We start from the raw sequence: 17,271 nt of genomic DNA on the forward strand, positions 1-17,271 counted from the left end.
GGATCTGGTCCGATCCTAGGGACGACGCCTGCCGGGCGGAGAATCCTTCGCGGATGTCTACGAAGTCGCGCCGTCGCCGTCCTCGGGCTCTTGGTGGGCGTCGACAAAGGCCTCGGCGAGCGGTTCGGCCACGGCGTCGATCTGCCAGCGTCGGGCGCCGAGCGCCTCGAGCGCCGCCGCGACGGCGTCGGTCTCGAACGGGATGGGCGGCTCCCAGGCGAGACGCCGCAGGTGCTCGGGGGTCAGCAGGTTCTCGACGGGCATGTCGAACGTCTCGGCGATCTCGGCGATGCGCGGGCGCGCGAACCGGTAGCGGGCGTCGGCCATCGGGTTCTTGTCGGCCCAGCTGCGGGGCGGCGGCAGCGTCTCCGCCGCGGGACCGCGGGTCGACGGGAGGTCGGTCGTCGCGAGGCCGCGCTCGATGGCGCCCCACCAGCGGTCGAGCTCGCTCCGGCTCGCGCGTCCGACGAACTCCCGCAGACCCGCCAGGGCGCGCTTGTCGGCGGGCATCGCCTTGGTCGCCGCCACCAGCGACGAGTCGGGCACGAGTCGACCGGGTGCGGTGTCGATCTGCCGCGCGTACTCGTCGCGGGCCAGCCACAGCTCCCGGGCGACGGCCAGACCGCGCGTGCCCCGCACGGTGTGCAGTCCGGTGAGACGACGCCAGGGGTCGACCTTCGGCGGCTTCGCCTCGCGCGCGACCGTGGCGGCGAACTCCTCACGCGCGATCTCGAGCTTGCCGGCGTCGACGAGCCGCGCCTCCATGGCGTCCCGCAGGTCGACGAGCAGCTCGACGTCGAGGGCGGCGTAGACGAGCCAGCTCTGCGGAAGCGGACGCGTCGACCAGTCGGCGGCGGAGTGCTCCTTCGCCAGGTGGATGCCCAGCAGCTGCTCGACCACGGCACCGAGCCCCACCTTGGGCAGCCCCGCGATCCGGGCCCCGAGCTCGGTGTCGAAGACGGTCGCGGGGTCGAGCCCCACCTCGCGGAGGCACGCGAGGTCCTGGCTGGCGGCGTGCAGCACCCACTCCTCGTGGCCGATGACCTCCTGCAGCTCGGCGAACGAGCCGATCGCGGGCGGGTCGAAGAGGAAGACCCCGGCGCCGCGACGGAACACCTGGATGAGATAGGCCCGCTGCGAGTACCGGAAGCCGGAGGCGCGCTCGGCGTCGATCGACACCGGCCCCGTGCCGGAGCGGATCGCCTCGACCGCTGCGAGGTACCCCGGCCGGTCGGCGATGACGTCGACCCTGCCGTGGAGGTCGTCGGCGGTCGTCAGGACGCTCGGCGACACGGAGACCACGGGCTGATCGCCCCCGGACGGGTCGCCTGCGCTGCCGACGACGCCGGAGTCGACGCTGCGGGATTCGGATGCGGCGGGGTTCATGGTCGTGTCCTTCTGGTTCAGTCCCGACCGACACGCCGCGACGCGAGGAGGGTGACGCCCTCGACGGTCGGCGGGAGGCCCGCGAGCGTGCAGATCAGTTCGCCCCAGGCCTCGATGTGGGGGCCGAGGTCGGTGCTGGTGGGGCTCCACGAGGCGCGCAGCTCGAGCAGGGCGCCGTCGCCGTGACGGGCCAGCTCGCCGTAGCCGGTCGAGAGCAGCTTCGTGGCAGTGCCCGAGGCCGAATCGTAGGCGGCGCCGCGGGCGTCGAGCGAGTCGACCAGCCACGACCAGGCGACGTCGGCGACGAAGGGGTCGAGGGCGAGGTCGGTCTCGAGGGGAGCCTGGGCGAAGCAGACGACCCGGAAGGGCCCGCCCCAGGCCTCCGGTTCGGACGCGTCGTGGAGGAGGGTGAAGCGTCCGGTGCCGAGGTCGGAGTCGGCCCGGCCGTTCGCCCCGACCACGTCGCCGGCGAGAGCCAGCGAGTTCGGAGCGATGCCGCCGGGTGCGGGGATCTCGGTCACGGCGAGGTCGTCGCGGGTGGCTGCTCGACGCACCGCGTCGACGGCGTCGAGGAACGCGGGCGCAGGCGACGGCGTCGAGGGATTGTCGGACACGTGTGCAGACTAGGCTCCGAGCAGACCGTCAGGCAGACGGCACGCCGCGTCGGGCTGCACGACGGGCGTCGGCCGTCCGCGCCGGTCGCCCCGTGCCCGCGTCGAGTGTCCGGAGTCCGTCGTGACCAGCAGAGCGTCCCGTCCACCCGCCGGGGGATCGAGGGCCGCCCTGGCCGTCACCGCGATCGTGGTCGGTTCGTCCGTCACGCTCTCTCTCGTCGCCATCGGCGGGGGCGTCGTGGCCGTGATGCGCAAGATCGTCACGCCCGAGCGCCGGCGCCGCGACGACCTGCGCATCGTCGGTCACGATGCCGCCTCGTCGACCGTGAGCCTGACCTCGACGGCCGACACGCGCCTCCCGGGCCGCTACAGCCTCTGGTTCGACGGCGGTCGTGGTCATGCGCGTCTGGGCGAGGTGCTGAGCGACGACGGGCGGGTCGTCGTCCGGCGGGTCGAGCAGGCGACCGCCGGCTCGCTCGACGGGGCCCGTTCGGGGCGCATCGGCGGCTGGCTGTGGTCGGACCCCGGCGAGGCCGGTCTCGAAGCCGAGGAGGTGCGGGTCGACACCGAGGTCGGCCCGGCCCCCGCCTGGCTGGTGCCGGCCGAGGGCGGGGAACCGGGCCCCTGGATGATCGGCGTGCACGGTCGCGGCGTCACCCGCGCCGAGACGATCCGGTCGGTGCCCGTGTTCCGCCGGCACGGCTACACGTCGTTGCTCGTCTCGTACCGGAACGACGGCGACGCGCCCCGATCGCTTGATGGCCGCTACGCCCTGGGCGACGACGAGTGGGCGGACGTCGAGTCGGCGATGGCCTACGCCCTGCTGCACGGGGCGACGTCGCTGGTGCTGATGGGCTGGTCGATGGGCGGGGCGCTCGTGCTGCAGGCGGCCACGCGGTCGACGCTGGCCGGTCGGGTGTCGGGCGTCGTGCTCGAGTCACCGGTCGTCGACTGGCGCACCACCCTCCGATTCCAAGGGGCGGCCATGCACGTGCCGCGGGTCGTCCAGGATCTCGTGCTGCGCCTCCTGATGTCTCCCGCGCTCTCGCGTCTGAGCGGGCGGCGCGGCCCGATCGATCTCGATCGACTCGACCTGGTGGCCGGCGCCGACGCCCTCGACGTGCCCGTCCTGCTGCTGCACAGCGACGACGACGGGTTCGTCCCGTCGACGGCGTCGCACGCCCTCGCGGATGCACGACCCGATCTCGTGCGTCTCGAGGTGTTCCGCACCGCTCGCCACACGAAGCTCTACAACTTCGACCCGCAGCGCTTCGAGGGGGTCATCGACGGGTGGCTGGGCCGTCTTCCACGAGCCAGCGGGCGTACAGCGCGCTCTGCTCGTCCATCAGCAGCTGACTGAGCGTCAGACGCGACGGGTCGAAGCGCTCGCGTCCGAAGACCGGCAGACCGCTGCCGATCACGATCGGCGAGGTGGAGAGGCAGAGCTCGTCGACCAGTCCGTCGTGCAGGAACTGCCCCGCGAGCGACGGCCCGCCCTCGCAGACGAGCGACAGCAGGCCGTGGGCGTGCAGCCGGTCGAGCACCGCGGCGGGCTCGAGGCGGCGGGACTCGTCGGCGCAGGTCAGGACGGTCGCGGCGCGGGCGACCTCGCCGCCGAGCGTGCGCCGGACCTCCGCCACCGCGGCCTCGGGGCAGACGACGACGACACGCTCGGCGGCCTCAGGGTCCATCCGGTGCCCGGAGAGGTCGCCCGAAGACGTCACGACGACGAGCCGGGAGGTCTTGGGCACCCGGTAGCCTTCGGCACGGACGCTGGCCGCCCCGACGACGACCCCGTCGGCGACCGCTCGGATCGCCGCGAGGATGGTGCGGTCCGTCGGATTGCTGAGCGTCTCGGAGGTGCCGTCCGACCCGGCGGCGTCGCCGCTGACCGCGGTGATGAGGTTGAGGCGGGTCCAGGTCGCGGCCGGAGGCGCGTACAGGTCGCGCAGGCGACCGGGCGTCGCCTCGTGCTCGATGTCGAGCTCGAGACCGGTCTCGAGGGGACGCCCGGTCGTGTGCAGCACGCGCAGGGTCACGCGGTGGCGATCCTGTCGCGGATCTGACGCTTGGCGCGCGCGAGGAGGGCGGTCATGCCCCGGATGCGCAGCGGGCTGACGGCCTCGGTCAGGCCGATCGTCTGCGGGTAGTCGTCGGGCACGGCGTCGAGCACCTCGTCGACGGTCAGGCCGTCGAGACCCTGAGCGAGGATCGAGGCGAAGCCGCGGGTCGTCGGGGCCTCCCGCGGGGCGGTGGCGTGCAGGTGGACGCGACCGTCGACGACCTCGACGAAGAGGTAGACGGGGCTCTGGCACTCCACCACCCGTTCGAGCAGGTCGGGGTGGTCGGCGAAGCGGGCCGGCAGGTCGGGCAGTTCGTTCGAGAACTCGAGCAGCAGCTGCAGGCGGTCGCGCACCTCCAGCGCCGTGAACTCCTCGCGGATCTCGACGAGCGCGGCGGGCAGCGTCGTCCCGGTCACCGGGCGGGGACCTCTCCGGGTTCGCTGCCCTGCACGATGGGCACACGGACGGCGCTGCCCCATTCGGTCCACGAGCCGTCGTAGTTGCGGACGTTCTCGAAGCCCATCAGGTGGTGCAGCACGAACCAGGTGTGGCTCGACCGCTCGCCGATGCGGCAGTAGGCGACGACCTCGTCGCCGGTCTCGAGGCCGGCGCCGTCGCGGTAGATGGCGTCGAGCTCGGCGACGGGACGGAACCGCCCGTCCTCCGCCGCGGCCTTGCCCCAGGGGACGTTCGCGGCCGAGGGGATGTGCCCGGCGCGGAGGGCTCCCTCGTCGGGGTAGGCGGGGGCGGTGGTCCGCTCGCCCGAGTACTCCTCGGGGGAACGGACGTCGATCAGGGGCTTGCCGAGGTGCTCGAGCACGTCGTCCTTGTAGGCGCGGATGACCGTGTCGTCGCGCTCCACGACCGGGTAGTCGCTCGTCTCGGGCTCGGGGGAGTCCGTCGTGTACTCGCGTCCCTCGGCCTCCCAGGCGGCGCGGCCGCCGTCGAGCAGCCGCACGTCGTCGTGACCGAACAGCGAGAACACCCAGAGCGCGTAGGCGGCCCACCAGTTGTTCTTGTCGCCGTAGACGACGATCGTCGTGTCGCGTCCGATGCCCTTCGACGACATCAGCCGGGCGAATCCCTCGCCGTCGATGTAGTCGCGGCGGACGGGGTCGTTGAGGTCGAGGTGCCAGTCGATCTTGACGGCGCCCGGGATGTGGCCCGTCTCGTAGAGCAGGACGTCCTCGTCGGACTCGACGACGACGAGACCGGGGGAGCCGAGGTGCTGCGCCAGCCAGTCGGTGCTCACCAGGCGTTCGGGGTGCGCGTAGTCGCTGAAACGGGCGGACGTGTCGTGCTCGACGACCATGGACTTACCTCCGGGTGTGTGTCTCCGCCTGCTGCGGAGCGCCGCGTGAGCGGCTGATGTTCGGGTTGCCGGTGAGCACTAAACTCAGGGGCAGTACGACCCCGTCGAGGCTACGCACCGCGCTTTGGCCTCGCACAGGGACTCCAGAGACTCTTCCACACATCGCTCGGCGGACGCCGGGCGCCACCGCGCTCCGTGCCCGATCGACCGTGAGGCCGCCCCGATGTCACCCGATCCCACCGCCAGCGTCGTCTCGCTGGTCGACCGCACCCCCTCGATCACGGGTGCCGAGATCGTCACCGCGCTCGTGCCTCCTCGGCAGTTCGTCGACGCGTCGCTCGAGAACTACCGCCCCGACGACGCGTTCCCCTCGCAGCACGAGGCCGTCGAGGCCGTGCGCTCGTTCGACGCGGCACCCGCGGGCGGCGCCCGACGAGGCCTGTTCAGGAGGCGCGCCGAGGCTCCGGCCGTGCTGCCCGGCCTCTATCTCGACGGCGGGTTCGGCGTCGGCAAGACGCATCTGCTCGCCGCGCTCTTCAACCGCAGCGGCGGACGCCGCTACTTCGGCACGTTCATCGAGTACACGGCGCTGGTCGGGGCGGTCGGCTACGCCGGTGCGGCTGCCCAGCTGAAGGGCGCGTCGCTCGTCTGCATCGACGAGTTCGAGCTCGACGACCCGGGCGACACGATGATGATGACGCGTCTGCTCGGCGATCTCGCCGACGACGGCACCCGGATCGCCGCGACCTCGAACACGCCGCCGAACGCCCTGGGCGAGGGGCGCTTCGCCGCCGCGGACTTCCTGCGCGAGATCCAGGGGCTCGCCGACCGGTTCCGCACGCTGCGGATCGACGGCGACGACTACCGGCGCCGCGAGGTCGAGGCGTCCGCCTCCGTGACCGACGACGTCGACGCCGCGCTCGCCACCGTGACCGGGCCGGTCTCCGTCGACGACTTCGGCGCGGTCGTGGCCCACCTGTCGACGGTCCACCCGAGCCGGTACGTCAAGCTCGTCGCCGGGCTCGAGGCCGTCGGGCTCCGCGACGTCTCGCCGCTCACGAGTCAGACCGACGCTCTGCGCTTCGTCGCCTTCGTCGACCGGCTGTACGACGGTCAGGTGCGCGTGGTCGCCTCCGGCACCCCCCTCGACTCGGTCTTCGGCGAGGAGATGCTGGCCGGCGGGTACCGCAAGAAGTACCTGCGGGCCGTCTCGCGGCTGGTGGCGCTGACGTCCCTCTGACGTCGGCCCGATCGCCTCCACAGCCCCTGAGCGGTCGTTTCGGGCCGGTGTGAAACACGTTGTTTACACGCGCCCGAATCGCGTTACATTCCCGAAACATCGGTGCACACGCAACGAAACCTCACCCCACGACACTGAGAGCCGCACCCCGGTCCCGCCCCCGCAGCCCGTGAACCCTCACGGTCGGGCGGCCGACCGTTGCCCCTGGCTCCCGAATCGAGAGGTGACTCACAGATGGATCAAGGCAATACCGCCTTCATGCTGATCACAGCAGCACTAGTGCTGCTCATGACCCCCGGCCTGGCGTTCTTCTACGGCGGCCTGGTCAAGGCCAAGAGCGTCATCAGCATGATGATGCTGAGCTTCGGGGCCATGGGCCTCATCGCCGTCCTCTGGGTCCTGTTCGGCTACTCGATCGCCTTCTCGAACGGACCCGAGGGGCCCGCCGGCACCGACACCTACATCGGCTGGGACGGCGTCTTCGGCTTCGACCCCTCGATGTTCAGCCTGAACTCGCTGTTCGTCGACAGCCTGGACCCGGCCGGCGCCTACCCGACCATCGCGTTCGCGGCGTTCCAGGCGACCTTCGCGATCATCACGGTCGCCCTCATCTCGGGTGCCATCGCCGACCGCGCCAAGTTCGGCGCCTGGATGATCTTCGCCGGGGTCTGGGTCACCATCGTCTACTTCCCGGTCGCCAGCTGGGTCTTCAACTTCACGCTCGGTGAGGACGGCTCGGTGGTCGACGGCGGCTGGATCGCCAGCATGGGCGTGATCGACTTCGCGGGCGGCACGGCGGTCCACATCAACGCGGGAGCCGCGGCCCTCGCCCTGGCCCTCGTGCTCGGCAAGCGGGTCGGATTCGCCAAGGGCGCCGACAAGCCGCACAACCCGCCCTTCGTGCTGCTGGGCGCCGGTCTGCTCTGGTTCGGCTGGTTCGGCTTCAACGCGGGCTCCGAGCTCGCGGCCGACGGCGTTGCCGCCCTCGCCTTCCTGAACACGATCGCCGCGCCGGCGGCAGCCATCCTCGGCTGGCTCGTCGTCGAGAAGATCAAGGACGGCAAGGCGACCTCCATCGGCGCCGCCTCGGGTGCCGTAGCCGGTCTCGTCGCGATCACCCCCGCCTGCGCCGCGCTCACGCCGTTCTGGGCCATGGTGCTCGGCGTCGTCGCCGGTGCGGTCTGCGCCCTCGCGATCGACCTCAAGTTCAAGCTCGGCTTCGACGACTCGCTCGACGTCGTCGGCATCCACCTCGTCGGCGGTCTGATCGGAACCCTCTACCTCGGCTTCTTCGCCAACGGCAGCGGTCTGATCTTCTCGGGTTCGCTCGACCAGCTGGGCATCCAGGCCGTCTCGGCCCTGGCCGTCATGGTCTACTCGTTCGTTCTCGCCTACCTGATCGGCTTCGTCATCGAGAAGACCATCGGGTTCCGCGTCAAGAACGAGGACGAGGTGGCCGGCATCGACCTCGCCATCCACGGCGAAGAGGGCTACGTCCTCGAGAACTCGCGCCAGTAGGCGCACCCCACCAGCACCACACGCACCACGAGGACGGCCCCGGTCAGACGACCGGGGCCGTTCCGCGTCCCCCAGCTCGCTCGTCTGTGCGGACACGCCCGTGCACCGCACTCGAGCCGGGTCGAAGCGACCGGAACGAGAACAGGGCCCCGCATCTGCGGGGCCCTGCACTCGTCTGCCTGGTGGGCGATACCGGACTCGAACCGATGACCTCTTCCGTGTGAAGGAAGCGCGCTACCAACTGCGCCAATCGCCCCTGCGGGACTCGTCGATGCTAGTGCATACGGGTGCCGGAGCGCCATTCGACACGGCCCCGAAGGAGGCGCGGTGCGGCCGGATGGGCCCCAGCAAGACACGAGGGTGACTCGATTTGGTATCTGGTCCGGGGTGTGGGTATTGTTCTTTTGCACGCAGAAATGCAAAGCGAAATGCGGATGTGGCGCAGTGGTAGCGCATCACCTTGCCAAGGTGAGGGTCGCGAGTTCGAATCTCGTCATCCGCTCGAGTGTCAAGCTCACCAGAGGGTGGTCCACCGACTGGTGGCCTCCTTCTGGGGGGCTGCTCGTATGGTGGAGTGGCCGAGAGGCGAGGCACCGGCCTGCAAAGCCGTTCACGCGGGTTCAAATCCCGTCTCCACCTCCAATCGATGCAGACCCAGGTCTACACTCGATGCAGTAATCCGCAACAGATGTGAACACAGTTTTGAGCGATTGGCGCAGCGGTAGCGCGCTTCCCTGACACGGAAGAGGTCGCTGGTTCGATCCCAGTATCGCTCACACACCGAAAGCCCCGGCATCCGCCGGGGCTTTCGTCATGTCCGGGTGTGGTCGGCCCGTCGGGCTGTCCGCGCGGCGGCCCATCGGGCTGTCCCTGCGCAGGCCGCCCATGCGGGCGTGTCCGGTCGAAGCGGGCGGCTCGCGACGACCGTCTCGGCCGCACTCGCCCGGACTCGGCGCCGATCTCCCCACGCCTCGCCGTCACGCACTACCCGACCAGGCGCTCCGCCACCGCGTCGAGCAGGGCGTCGGCGACCTCCCGCTTCGACCCGCGGGCCTCGGCGACCTCCGCACCCTCACGGTCGATGACGATCACCGAGGTGTCGTCGGCGCCGAAGCCGGTCGTCCATCCCACCGAGTTCAGCACGAGCAGGTCGGCGCCCTTCCGCAGCTGCTTCGTCCGACCCAGCGCCACGAGCTCGTCGCGGTCCTCCGTCGTCTCGGCGGCGAACCCCACCACGACCTGACCGTCGCGGCGAGCGGCGACGAGACCCGCGAGCACGTCGGGGTTCCGGACGAGTCGCACGGTCATCTCGTCGCCGGTGTCGTCCTTCTTGATCTTGCCGGGGGCGACCTCGGCCGGCCGGTAGTCGGCCACCGCGGCGGTCATCACGACGACGTCGTGCGCGGCCGCCTCGGCGCCCATGGCGGTCTCCAGCTCGAGCGCGGACGAGACCGGGACGACGCGGATCGTCGGTGCTGCGGCCAGCGACTGCAGCACGGCCCCGTCCAACTCGGCAGCGACGACGGTCACGTCGGCGCCTCGTCGAGCCGCGGCGAGGGCGATGGCCGCACCCTGCTTGCCTGTCGAGCGGTTTCCGATGAACCGCACCGGGTCGAGGGGTTCGCGGGTGCCGCCTGCCGACACGACCAGGCGGACGCCGGCGAGGTCGGCGACCCGCGCCTCCTCGGCTCCCGACGGATCAGCCGAGGAGGCGCGGGTCGCCACCGCGAGGGCCGCCGCGACGATCTCGTCCGGCTCGCTCAGTCGACCCGGCCCCGAATCGCCGCCGGTGAGCGGTCCGTCGGCGGGTCCGACCACCGTCACCCCGCGTGCGCGCAGCAGCTCGATGTTGGCGACGGTCGCCGCGTTGCGCCACATCTCGGTGTGCATCGCGGGGGCGACGACGAGCGGCGCGGTGCTGGCGAGGATCGTCGTGCCGAGCAGGTCGTCCGAGAGACCGTGCGCGATCTTGGCGAGGGTGTGAGCCGTGGCGGGGGCGACGACGATCAGGTCGGCCTGCTGCCCGAGCGCGACGTGCCGCACCTGCGCCACGTCGTCGAAGACCGAGGTGCGCACGGGGTTGCGGCTGATCGCCTCGAGGGTCGGTGCGCCGACGAATCGCAGGGCCGCCTCGGTCGGCACGACGTGCACGTCGTGACCCTGCAGCACGAGCCCGCGGACGACGCCGACGGCCTTGTACGCCGCGATCCCGCCGGAGATGCCGACCACGACGTTCAGCCGCCGCGACGATCCGGTCGAGTCGGTCGCGACGGTCGAGTCGGTCGGGTCGGCGGGGGAGTGCGGGGAGGGGTCGTGCGTCACGGGAGTGCCCTGTCGATCGGTGCGGACGGTCGGCCGACCCGGGGCCCCGGTCGGTAGCGTTGCACTCCCACGATGCCGCATCTCGTGGCCGCCCGTCTGATCGCCGTGCGCGTCGCCGCACGGCGACCCCACGCGAGACACCCACCCGGAGGACCCTCATGTGCACCGTCGTCGTCTCGATCGCACCCGACTCCGACTGGCCCGTGGTGTTCTTCGGGCTGCGCGACGAATCCCCCGACCGCCCGTGGGACGAGCCCGGCGCCTGGTGGCCCGAGCTCGGCGACCGGGTCACGGGCGTGCACGACCGTGAGGCCGGGGGCGCCTGGCTGGCCGTCGCCACGCGGCCGAGCCGGGCGAGCGTCGTGCTGAACCGCCACGAGGAGCCGCCCGCGCCCGAGGGCGGCTGGGCCACGCGGGGTTCCCTCCCTCTGCGGGCCGCGGCCGACGGCGCCCTGCCCGTCGGACCGCAACGGACGCGGACCTTCAACCTGCTGACCGCGGACCGAGGAGGCGCGACCCACTCCATCTGGGACGGCTCGGCCACCCGGTCCATCCGTCTCGACCCCGGCGTCCACATGCTGACCCACGCCGCACCCGACGATCGGAGCGTGCCCCGCGTCGATCGCTGGCTGCCCCGGTTCCGCGACGTCGCGCCTCCTTCAGGGCCTCTCGCATCGGCCGCCGCTGCCGACGCCGGCGGCGAGGGCGACTGGGCTCCGTGGCTCGATCTGATCCGCGAGAGCAGCGCCCTCGCGGCGGACGACGACGACGCGCTCATCCGCTCCGACCTGGTCGACGGGAAGCTCTTCTCGTCCCTGTCGCTGAGTGCCGTCGCGGTCTCGGCGACGAGCGTCGCCCACCGGCACATCCGGCTCGACGGCGCCCCGTCGGTGACCGAGGCGCTGGCCCGCCGCTGACCCCCCCCGAGCTCACCACCGGGCCCACCACCGGTCCCGCCCGGAGAGTCCGATCGCAGCCGTCCCGAGGTCACGAAAGGACATCGGGAATCCCACCGCCGCCGTCGGCGTTAGGGTCGGGTGGCTCGTCCGACCCCGAGTCTCCGCAAAGGAACCCCGTGAAGATCACCGCCCCCCGCTCCGTCCGTCGCCTCTCCGTCGCCGGCGTCGTCGCCGCTGCAGCCCTCGCGCTGACGGCCTGCGCCCCCGCCTCGACCGACGGCGTCGTCACGCAGACCGGCGATGCGACCGCCGACACGAGCGCGGCGAAGAGCCTCGACGACATCCAGGAGTCCGGCGAGCTCGTCATCGGCACCGAGGGCACGTACCAGCCCTTCACCTACCACGAGGGCGGCTCCGGGGCGCTCACGGGCTACGACGTCGACGTCGCCACGGCCGTCGCCGAGAAGCTCGACCTGACTCCGACCTTCGAGGAGACCCAGTTCGACGCCCTGCTGGCCGGGCTCGACGCGGGGCGGTTCGACATCGTCGCCAACCAGATCTCGATCACCGACGAGCGTGAGGCCGGCTTCGACTTCTCGACGCCGTACACGGTGAGTCGCGGTGCGGTCATCACGGCCGCCGACAACACCGACATCACCTCGCTGGCCGACCTCGAGGGCAAGACCACCGCGCAGTCGCAGTCGAGCAACTTCTACACGACGGCCAAGGACGCCGGCGCCGACGTGCAGGTCGTCGAGGGCTGGGCCCAGTCGGTCGCCCTGCTCGAGCAGGGCCGCATCGACGCGACGGTGAACGACGAGCTGACGTTCCTCGACTACGTCAAGACGAACCCCGACAAGGCGGCCGCGATCAAGATCGCGGCGACGACCGACGACGTCTCGAACTCGGCGCTGGTCACCACCAAGGGCAGCGACGACCTCGTCGCGGCCATCGACGACGCCCTCGCCGAGCTGAAGGCCGACGGCACTCTCGCGGAGATCTCCGACCAGTACTTCGGCCAGGACGTCAGCGAGTAGTCGTGCAGTCCACCCTCGACCTCTTCGCGCGGTCGCTCTGGCCGATCGTGTCGGGAGCGCTCGTGGCGTCGATCCCGCTGGCGCTGATCTCGATGGCCCTGGGCCTCGTGATCGCCATCGTGATCGCGTTGATGCGACTGTCGGGGCGGATCTGGCTGGCCGGCGTCGCCCGGTTCTACACCTCGGTCATCCGCGGAACCCCGCTGCTGGTCCAGCTGTTCGTCGTCTTCTACGGTCTGCCGTCGCTCGGCATCCGACTCGACCCGTGGCCCAGCGCCATCATCGCGTTCTCGTTGAACGTGGGCGGGTACGCCGCAGAGGTCATCCGCGCGGCCATCCTCTCGGTGCCGAAGGGCCAGTGGGAGGCCGCGCACACGATCGGCATGTCGCGGGGGCTGGCGCTCCGGCGGATCATCCTGCCGCAGGCGGCCCGGGTGTCGGTGCCGCCGCTGTCGAACACGTTCATCAGCCTCGTCAAGGACACCTCGCTCGCGAGCGTCATCCTCGTCGTCGAGCTGTTCCGTCAGGCGCAGCAGATCGCTTCGGTCTCGAACGAGTTCCTCCTGATCTACCTCGAGGCAGCCCTGGTCTACTGGGTCATCTGCCTCATCCTGTCGTTCGGACAGGACGCCCTCGAGAAGAGATTGGACCGCCACGTTGCCCGCTGACGTCACCCCGCCTCCGGCATCGGGCGCCGATGCGACCGTCCTGACCGTCCGTGGTCTGCGCAAGAGCTTCGGCGAGAACGAGGTCCTCCGCGGCATCGACCTCGACGTCCGTCGTGGTCGGGTCGTCGCCATCATCGGGCCCTCCGGCTCGGGCAAGACGACCGTCCTGCGGTCGCTGAACAGCCTCGAGGTCCCCGACGCCGGCACGGTGACCCTCTCCGACGGCCGATCGATCGACTTCGGCGCCAAGGTCGGCAAGCGAGACCTCACGGCCCTCCGCGACCGCTCGTCGATGGTCTTCCAGCACTTCAACCTGTTCCCGCACCTGACCGTGCTGCAGAACGTCGTCGAGGGTCCGGTGCGCGTGCAGAAGCGCGACCAGGAGGAGGCGCGGGCCGAGGCCGGAACGCTCCTCGCCCGGGTGGGCCTCGCCGAGAAGGCCGACGCCTACCCCGCCGAGCTGTCCGGCGGGCAGCAGCAGCGCGTGGGCATCGTCCGCGCCCTGGCGCTCCGCCCCGAGCTGCTGCTCTTCGACGAGCCCACCTCGGCCCTCGACCCCGAGCTGGTCGGTGACGTCCTGACCGTCGTCAAGGAGCTGGCCGACGACGGCTGGACGATGATCGTCGTCACGCACGAGCTCGAGTTCGCCCGGCGCGTCGCCGACGAGCTCGTCTTCATGGACGCCGGCGTGGTCGTCGAGCGCGGACGCCCGGCCGACGTGCTGAGCCGCCCGCGCGAGGCCCGCACGCAGCAGTTCCTCCGGCGCGTGCTGAAGCCGCTCGACGACTGAGGCGACCGCCCGGTTACGACGACCCGCGCCTCCTCGGCCCTGTGACCGCAGGAGGCGCGGGTCGTTCCGGTCGAGCGGCCTCAGCCGAACAGACGGTGCGACGCGATGCGGGCGCCCTCCCCGAGGGCCGCGAGCTTCGCCACGGCGATCTGCGGGTGGATGCGTCCGCCGAGACCGCAGTCCGTCGAGGCGACGACCCGGTCGGGGCCGACCGTCGACGCGAACGCCTCGATGCGGTCGGCGACGAGCTCGGGATGCTCGACGACGTTGGTCGCGTGACTCACGACCCCGGGGGCGATCGTCTTGCCGGCGGGCAGCTCGACGTCGCGCCAGATCTTCCACTCGTGCTCGTGGCGCACGTTCGCGGCCTCGAACGAGTACGAGCCCGCGTCGATCTCGAGCATGAGGTCGACGATGTGCCGGAACTCGATGTCCGTGGTGTGCGGGCCGTGCCAGGAGCCCCAGCAGAGGTGGAATCGAACCAGCTCGGGCGGGATGCCGCGGAGGGCGTGATTCAGCGCCTCGACCCGGATGCGGGTGAACGCCCGGTAGTCGTCGATGCTCGGCTCGGGGTTGATCTGGTCCCAGTTCTCCGCGATCGAGGGGTCGTCGATCTGCACGACGAGGCCCGCGCCGGTGATGGCGAGGTACTCCTCCCGCAGCACCTCGGCCCAGGCCCAGATGTGCTCCTCCTCGGTGGCGTAGAAGTCGTTCGCGATGCGTGCTCCGCTGCCCGGCGACAGCGAGGTGATGAAGGCCGACGTGGCGTGGCCGGCCGCGACGCCGGTCGTGAGGTTGGCGATGTCGGAGGCGATGGCGCTCTGTCCGACGTAGGTCAGCGGCCCGGTCGTGCTGGGGAAGGGCGTCGCCCCCGAGCCCGTGCCGATGCCCGACGTCGGGTCGGTGTACGCGTCGTGGAACCTCTGCCAGTCGCGCCGGTCGGGGAACGACGTCAGGCGCACGTCGCCGGGGCCCGAGCGCACCGGCTGCTGGCTGAAGATGTCCGAGCCGGTCAGCGACAGCCCGCCGACCCGCTGGAACGAGTACGACCACCAGGCGCCGTAGTCGACGGCGCTCGTCATGGCCTTGCCGTACTCGCCGTCTCCGACGATCGTGATGCCGAGATCCTCCTGCCGGCGGACGAGGTCGGCGACGGCCGCGGTCAGCAGTTCGTCGAACTCGGGGGTCCGTTCGAGCGTGAAGCCGTCGGGCCCGAGGGCACGGGCGTCGTTGGCGGCGATGAGTTCGGGGGTGCGCGGCAGACTGCCGGCGTGACTGGTCTCGATGCGGTCAGGGCTCATGCCCTCATGCTGGCCGGGCTGCGGACCCGGCGCCACCCCCTCCGCGGCGCGCGTCACACGGCGTCATGCGCCGGAGTGGTGGGAACACGCGGGGCGGCCGGGCCGTTGGGTCGTCGTACCGTCGGCGACGATCAATAGGATCGACGGGAAAGGACACCGTGACCCAGATCTCCGCAAGGCCCAGCCCGTCCGACGTGACCGGCCCATCCGACTCGACCGGCGCTGCCGACGCGATCGGCGCTGTCGACGCGACCCGCGCCTCCTTCGCTTCGGGGCTCTCCGAGTCCGAGGTGCAGCGTCTCCGTGCCGACTTCCCGCTGCTCGACCAGACGGTGAACGACGAGCCGCTCGCCTACCTCGACTCGGGGGCCACGGCGCAGCGACCGTCGAGCGTGCTCGACGCGGAGCGGGTGTTCCTCGAGACGATCAACTCGGCCGTGCACCGCGGCGCGCACACCCTGGCCGGTCTCGCGACCGAGGCCTTCGAAGACGCCCGGGCCACCGTCGCCGGGTTCGTCGGCGCCTCCGTCGACGAGATCGTCTGGACGGCGAACGCGACCGACGCCCTGAACCTCGTCGCCTACGGCTTCGCGAACGCGACGCACGGTCGCGGGGGAGCACCGGCCCGCCGGTTCGCCCTCCGTCCCGGCGACGAGATCGTGCTCACCGAGGCCGAGCACCACGCGAACCTGGTGCCCTGGCAGGAGCTCGCGGCGACGACCGGCGCCGTGCTCCGGTTCGTCCCCGTCGACGACGACGGCGTCTGGTCGGCCGACGACCTGATCGCGCTGCTCGGCGACCGCACCCGGATCGTGGCGTTCGCGCACGTGTCGAACGTCACCGGGCAGATCGCCGAGGTCGAGCGCCTCGTCGAGGCCGCGCACGCCGTCGACGCCCTCGTCGTGCTCGACGCCTGTCAGTCGGCGCCGCACCGACCGCTCGACCTCCCGGCCCTGGGGGTCGACTTCGCCGCCTTCTCGGGGCACAAGATGCTCGGTCCGACCGGGATCGGCGTCCTCTACGGGCGGGCCGAGCTGCTCGACGCGCTGCCGCCGTTCAAGACGGGCGGATCGATGATCACCACCGTGACGCTCGAGGGCTCCGAGTACCTGCCCTCGCCGCAGCGCTTCGAGGCGGGCACCCAGCCGGTGTCGCAGGCCGTGGCGCTGGCCGAAGCCGTCCGTTACCTCGAGGCCGTCGGTCTCGATCGCATCCGCGTGCACGAAGAGACGCTCGCCGAGCGACTCGTCGCGGGTCTCGCCGCCGTCCCCGGCGTCCGCGTCGTCGGACCGCCCGCGGGCGTGGCCCGCTCCGGTCTGGCGTCATTCGTCGTCGACGGGGTGCACGCGCACGACGTCGGGCAGTACCTCGACGCCTCGGGCATCGCGGTCCGCGTGGGGCACCACTGCGCGCAGCCGCTGCACCGGCGCCTCGGCGTCGCCGCGACCACCCGCGCCAGCACGTACCTGTTCAGCACCGAGGCCGAGGTGGACCGCCTCCTCGACGGCGTCGCCGGAGTCCGGGCGTACTTCGGGGTCGAGGGGTCCGAGCGATGAGCGCCTCCCTCGACTCCCTCTACCAGCAGGTCATCCTCGATCACGCGAAGCGACGGCACGGCGACGGCGAGCTGCTCGGCGCGCAGGCCGAGCACTTCGAGCGGAACCCCACCTGCGGCGACGAGATCACCGTCCGGCTCTCGGTCGACGAGGCCACCGGGCGCATCGACGGGTTCGCCTGGCAGGGCGCCGGCTGCTCCATCTCGATGGCGTCCGCCTCGGTCCTCAGCGAGCTGGCCCCCGGCCGCACCCTGCCCGAGCTGCGGCTGCTGATCGACGAGTACCGCTCGATGATGCGCTCCCGCGGGGCGGGCGAGCCCGACGACGAGGTGCTCGGCGACGCGGTCGCGTTCCACGGCGTCTCGAAGTTCGTCATGCGCGTCAAATGCGGGATGCTCGCCTGGGTGGCCGCCGAGGCGTGCGCGACCGAGCTCGCGGTCGTCCCGACCGGGAGGGCCGAGGAGGCGCGGGGCACGATCGATCCCGGCTCCGCGCCCGTCTAAACTGGCGTGGTCCCTCCCACTTAAGGAACCTCACGACCGTGACAGATCAGACCGTCCCCGCC

16 protein-coding genes and 4 tRNA genes are annotated in these 17,271 nt (G+C 71.5%); 12 read left to right on the forward strand and 8 right to left on the reverse strand.

The annotated features are described in order from the left end of the window. Positions 1-57: 57 nt before the first annotated feature. Together IFT51_RS06490 and IFT51_RS06495 are read right to left on the reverse strand one after the other, a co-directional pair. Positions 58-1,386, reverse strand: a complete 1,329-nt coding sequence (locus IFT51_RS06490; RefSeq protein WP_192060279.1) for an HRDC domain-containing protein — start codon at positions 1,384-1,386, stop codon at positions 58-60. 17 nt (positions 1,387-1,403) lie between these two features. Continuing rightward, entirely contained in the window at positions 1,404-2,000 is a 597-nt protein-coding gene (locus tag IFT51_RS06495) for a DUF3000 domain-containing protein (protein ID WP_192060280.1), read from the reverse strand. Positions 2,001-2,121: 121 nt separating this feature from the next. On the opposite strand from IFT51_RS06495, the gene IFT51_RS06500 reads away from it, so the two are divergent. Next, positions 2,122-3,360, forward strand: a complete 1,239-nt coding sequence (locus tag IFT51_RS06500) for an alpha/beta hydrolase family protein (RefSeq protein ID WP_371740718.1) — start codon at positions 2,122-2,124, stop codon at positions 3,358-3,360. On the opposite strand, the gene IFT51_RS06505 is transcribed toward IFT51_RS06500, so the two are convergent. Genes IFT51_RS06505 through IFT51_RS06515 form a run of 3 tightly spaced genes read right to left on the reverse strand, consistent with a single transcriptional unit; the run spans position 3,281 to position 5,375 of the window. Further along, complete coding sequence (locus IFT51_RS06505; RefSeq protein WP_192060281.1) at positions 3,281-4,039, reverse strand: dihydrofolate reductase family protein; 759 nt, start codon at positions 4,037-4,039, stop codon at positions 3,281-3,283. The genes IFT51_RS06500 and IFT51_RS06505 overlap by 80 nt on opposite strands. Next, a complete protein-coding gene (locus IFT51_RS06510) occupies positions 4,036-4,479 on the reverse strand; it encodes a SufE family protein (protein ID WP_243215059.1) in 444 nt (147 codons plus the stop codon). Before IFT51_RS06510 ends, IFT51_RS06505 begins: the two co-directional genes overlap by 4 nt. Then, positions 4,476-5,375, reverse strand: coding sequence for a sulfurtransferase (locus IFT51_RS06515; RefSeq protein ID WP_192060283.1), 900 nt, complete (start codon positions 5,373-5,375; stop codon positions 4,476-4,478). The genes IFT51_RS06510 and IFT51_RS06515 overlap by 4 nt, the downstream gene beginning before the upstream one ends. A 223-nt stretch (positions 5,376-5,598) precedes the next feature. Here IFT51_RS06515 and zapE point away from each other — a divergent pair, with 223 nt between their 5' ends. Next, a complete protein-coding gene (gene zapE, locus IFT51_RS06520; RefSeq protein ID WP_192060284.1) occupies positions 5,599-6,615 on the forward strand; it encodes a cell division protein ZapE in 1,017 nt (338 codons plus the stop codon). Between the two features lie 234 nt (positions 6,616-6,849). Next, positions 6,850-8,133, forward strand: coding sequence for an ammonium transporter (locus IFT51_RS06525; RefSeq protein ID WP_192060285.1), 1,284 nt, complete (start codon positions 6,850-6,852; stop codon positions 8,131-8,133). Between the two features lie 180 nt (positions 8,134-8,313). Here the strand turns inward: IFT51_RS06525 and IFT51_RS06530 are convergent. After that, positions 8,314-8,389, reverse strand: a tRNA-Val gene (locus tag IFT51_RS06530). 174 nt (positions 8,390-8,563) lie between these two features. Between IFT51_RS06530 and IFT51_RS06535 the strand changes: the two genes are divergently transcribed. The 3 genes from IFT51_RS06535 (at position 8,564) to IFT51_RS06545 (ending at position 8,909) form a co-directional block, all read left to right on the forward strand. Next, positions 8,564-8,635: transfer RNA gene (locus IFT51_RS06535), tRNA-Gly, on the forward strand. A gap of 66 nt (positions 8,636-8,701) precedes the next feature. After that, a tRNA-Cys gene (locus IFT51_RS06540) sits at positions 8,702-8,775 on the forward strand. Between the two features lie 62 nt (positions 8,776-8,837). Next, a tRNA-Val gene (locus IFT51_RS06545) sits at positions 8,838-8,909 on the forward strand. Between the two features lie 208 nt (positions 8,910-9,117). Here the strand turns inward: IFT51_RS06545 and coaBC are convergent. Then, on the reverse strand, positions 9,118-10,371 hold the full coding sequence (coaBC, locus tag IFT51_RS06550; RefSeq protein ID WP_192060578.1) for a bifunctional phosphopantothenoylcysteine decarboxylase/phosphopantothenate--cysteine ligase CoaBC: 1,254 nt from the start codon (positions 10,369-10,371) through the stop codon (positions 9,118-9,120). Between the two features lie 242 nt (positions 10,372-10,613). Here coaBC and IFT51_RS06555 point away from each other — a divergent pair, with 242 nt between their 5' ends. From IFT51_RS06555 to IFT51_RS06570, 4 genes are all read left to right on the forward strand, one after another. Continuing rightward, positions 10,614-11,372 carry an NRDE family protein gene (locus tag IFT51_RS06555; RefSeq protein ID WP_192060286.1) on the forward strand — a complete coding sequence of 253 codons (759 nt, stop codon included), beginning with the start codon at positions 10,614-10,616 and terminating at the stop codon, positions 11,370-11,372. Positions 11,373-11,530: 158 nt separating this feature from the next. Beyond that, on the forward strand, positions 11,531-12,391 hold the full coding sequence (locus IFT51_RS06560; RefSeq protein ID WP_371740719.1) for a transporter substrate-binding domain-containing protein: 861 nt from the start codon (positions 11,531-11,533) through the stop codon (positions 12,389-12,391). A 2-nt stretch (positions 12,392-12,393) separates the two neighbouring features. Beyond that, positions 12,394-13,059 (forward strand): ABC transporter permease subunit, encoded by a 666-nt coding sequence (locus IFT51_RS06565; RefSeq protein ID WP_192060287.1) that lies wholly within the window; start codon positions 12,394-12,396, stop codon positions 13,057-13,059. Then, positions 13,049-13,849, forward strand: coding sequence for an amino acid ABC transporter ATP-binding protein (locus tag IFT51_RS06570; protein WP_192060288.1), 801 nt, complete (start codon positions 13,049-13,051; stop codon positions 13,847-13,849). The genes IFT51_RS06565 and IFT51_RS06570 overlap by 11 nt, the downstream gene beginning before the upstream one ends. 80 nt (positions 13,850-13,929) lie before the next feature. Here the strand turns inward: IFT51_RS06570 and IFT51_RS06575 are convergent, their stop codons facing one another. Next, a complete protein-coding gene (locus IFT51_RS06575; RefSeq protein ID WP_192060289.1) occupies positions 13,930-15,150 on the reverse strand; it encodes a cobalamin-independent methionine synthase II family protein in 1,221 nt (406 codons plus the stop codon). Between the two features lie 290 nt (positions 15,151-15,440). Between IFT51_RS06575 and IFT51_RS06580 the strand changes: the two genes are divergently transcribed. Together IFT51_RS06580 and sufU are read left to right on the forward strand one after the other, a co-directional pair. Beyond that, entirely contained in the window at positions 15,441-16,706 is a 1,266-nt protein-coding gene (locus IFT51_RS06580; protein WP_371740740.1) for an aminotransferase class V-fold PLP-dependent enzyme, read from the forward strand. Then, positions 16,703-17,209, forward strand: coding sequence for a Fe-S cluster assembly sulfur transfer protein SufU (sufU, locus tag IFT51_RS06585; protein ID WP_192060291.1), 507 nt, complete (start codon positions 16,703-16,705; stop codon positions 17,207-17,209). Before IFT51_RS06580 ends, sufU begins: the two co-directional genes overlap by 4 nt. Positions 17,210-17,271: the final 62 nt, after the last annotated feature.

This window comes from Frigoribacterium sp. CFBP 13712, assembly GCF_014842255.1.
Taxonomy (GTDB): Bacteria; Actinomycetota; Actinomycetes; order Actinomycetales; family Microbacteriaceae; genus Frigoribacterium.

What these genes read in the sequence shown, in the direction of transcription:
- IFT51_RS06555 (WP_192060286.1), top strand. Translation starts at nt 10,614, where the DNA reads ATGTGCACCGTCGTCGTCTCGATCGCACCCGACTCCGACTGGCCCGTG.
- sufU (WP_192060291.1), top strand. Translation starts at nt 16,703, where the DNA reads ATGAGCGCCTCCCTCGACTCCCTCTACCAGCAGGTCATCCTCGATCAC.
- IFT51_RS06490 (WP_192060279.1), bottom strand. Translation starts at nt 1,386, where the DNA reads ATGAACCCCGCCGCATCCGAATCCCGCAGCGTCGACTCCGGCGTCGTC.
- IFT51_RS06515 (WP_192060283.1), bottom strand. Translation starts at nt 5,375, where the DNA reads ATGGTCGTCGAGCACGACACGTCCGCCCGTTTCAGCGACTACGCGCAC.
- zapE (WP_192060284.1), top strand. Translation starts at nt 5,599, where the DNA reads ATGTCACCCGATCCCACCGCCAGCGTCGTCTCGCTGGTCGACCGCACC.
- IFT51_RS06575 (WP_192060289.1), bottom strand. Translation starts at nt 15,150, where the DNA reads ATGAGCCCTGACCGCATCGAGACCAGTCACGCCGGCAGTCTGCCGCGC.
- IFT51_RS06525 (WP_192060285.1), top strand. Translation starts at nt 6,850, where the DNA reads ATGGATCAAGGCAATACCGCCTTCATGCTGATCACAGCAGCACTAGTG.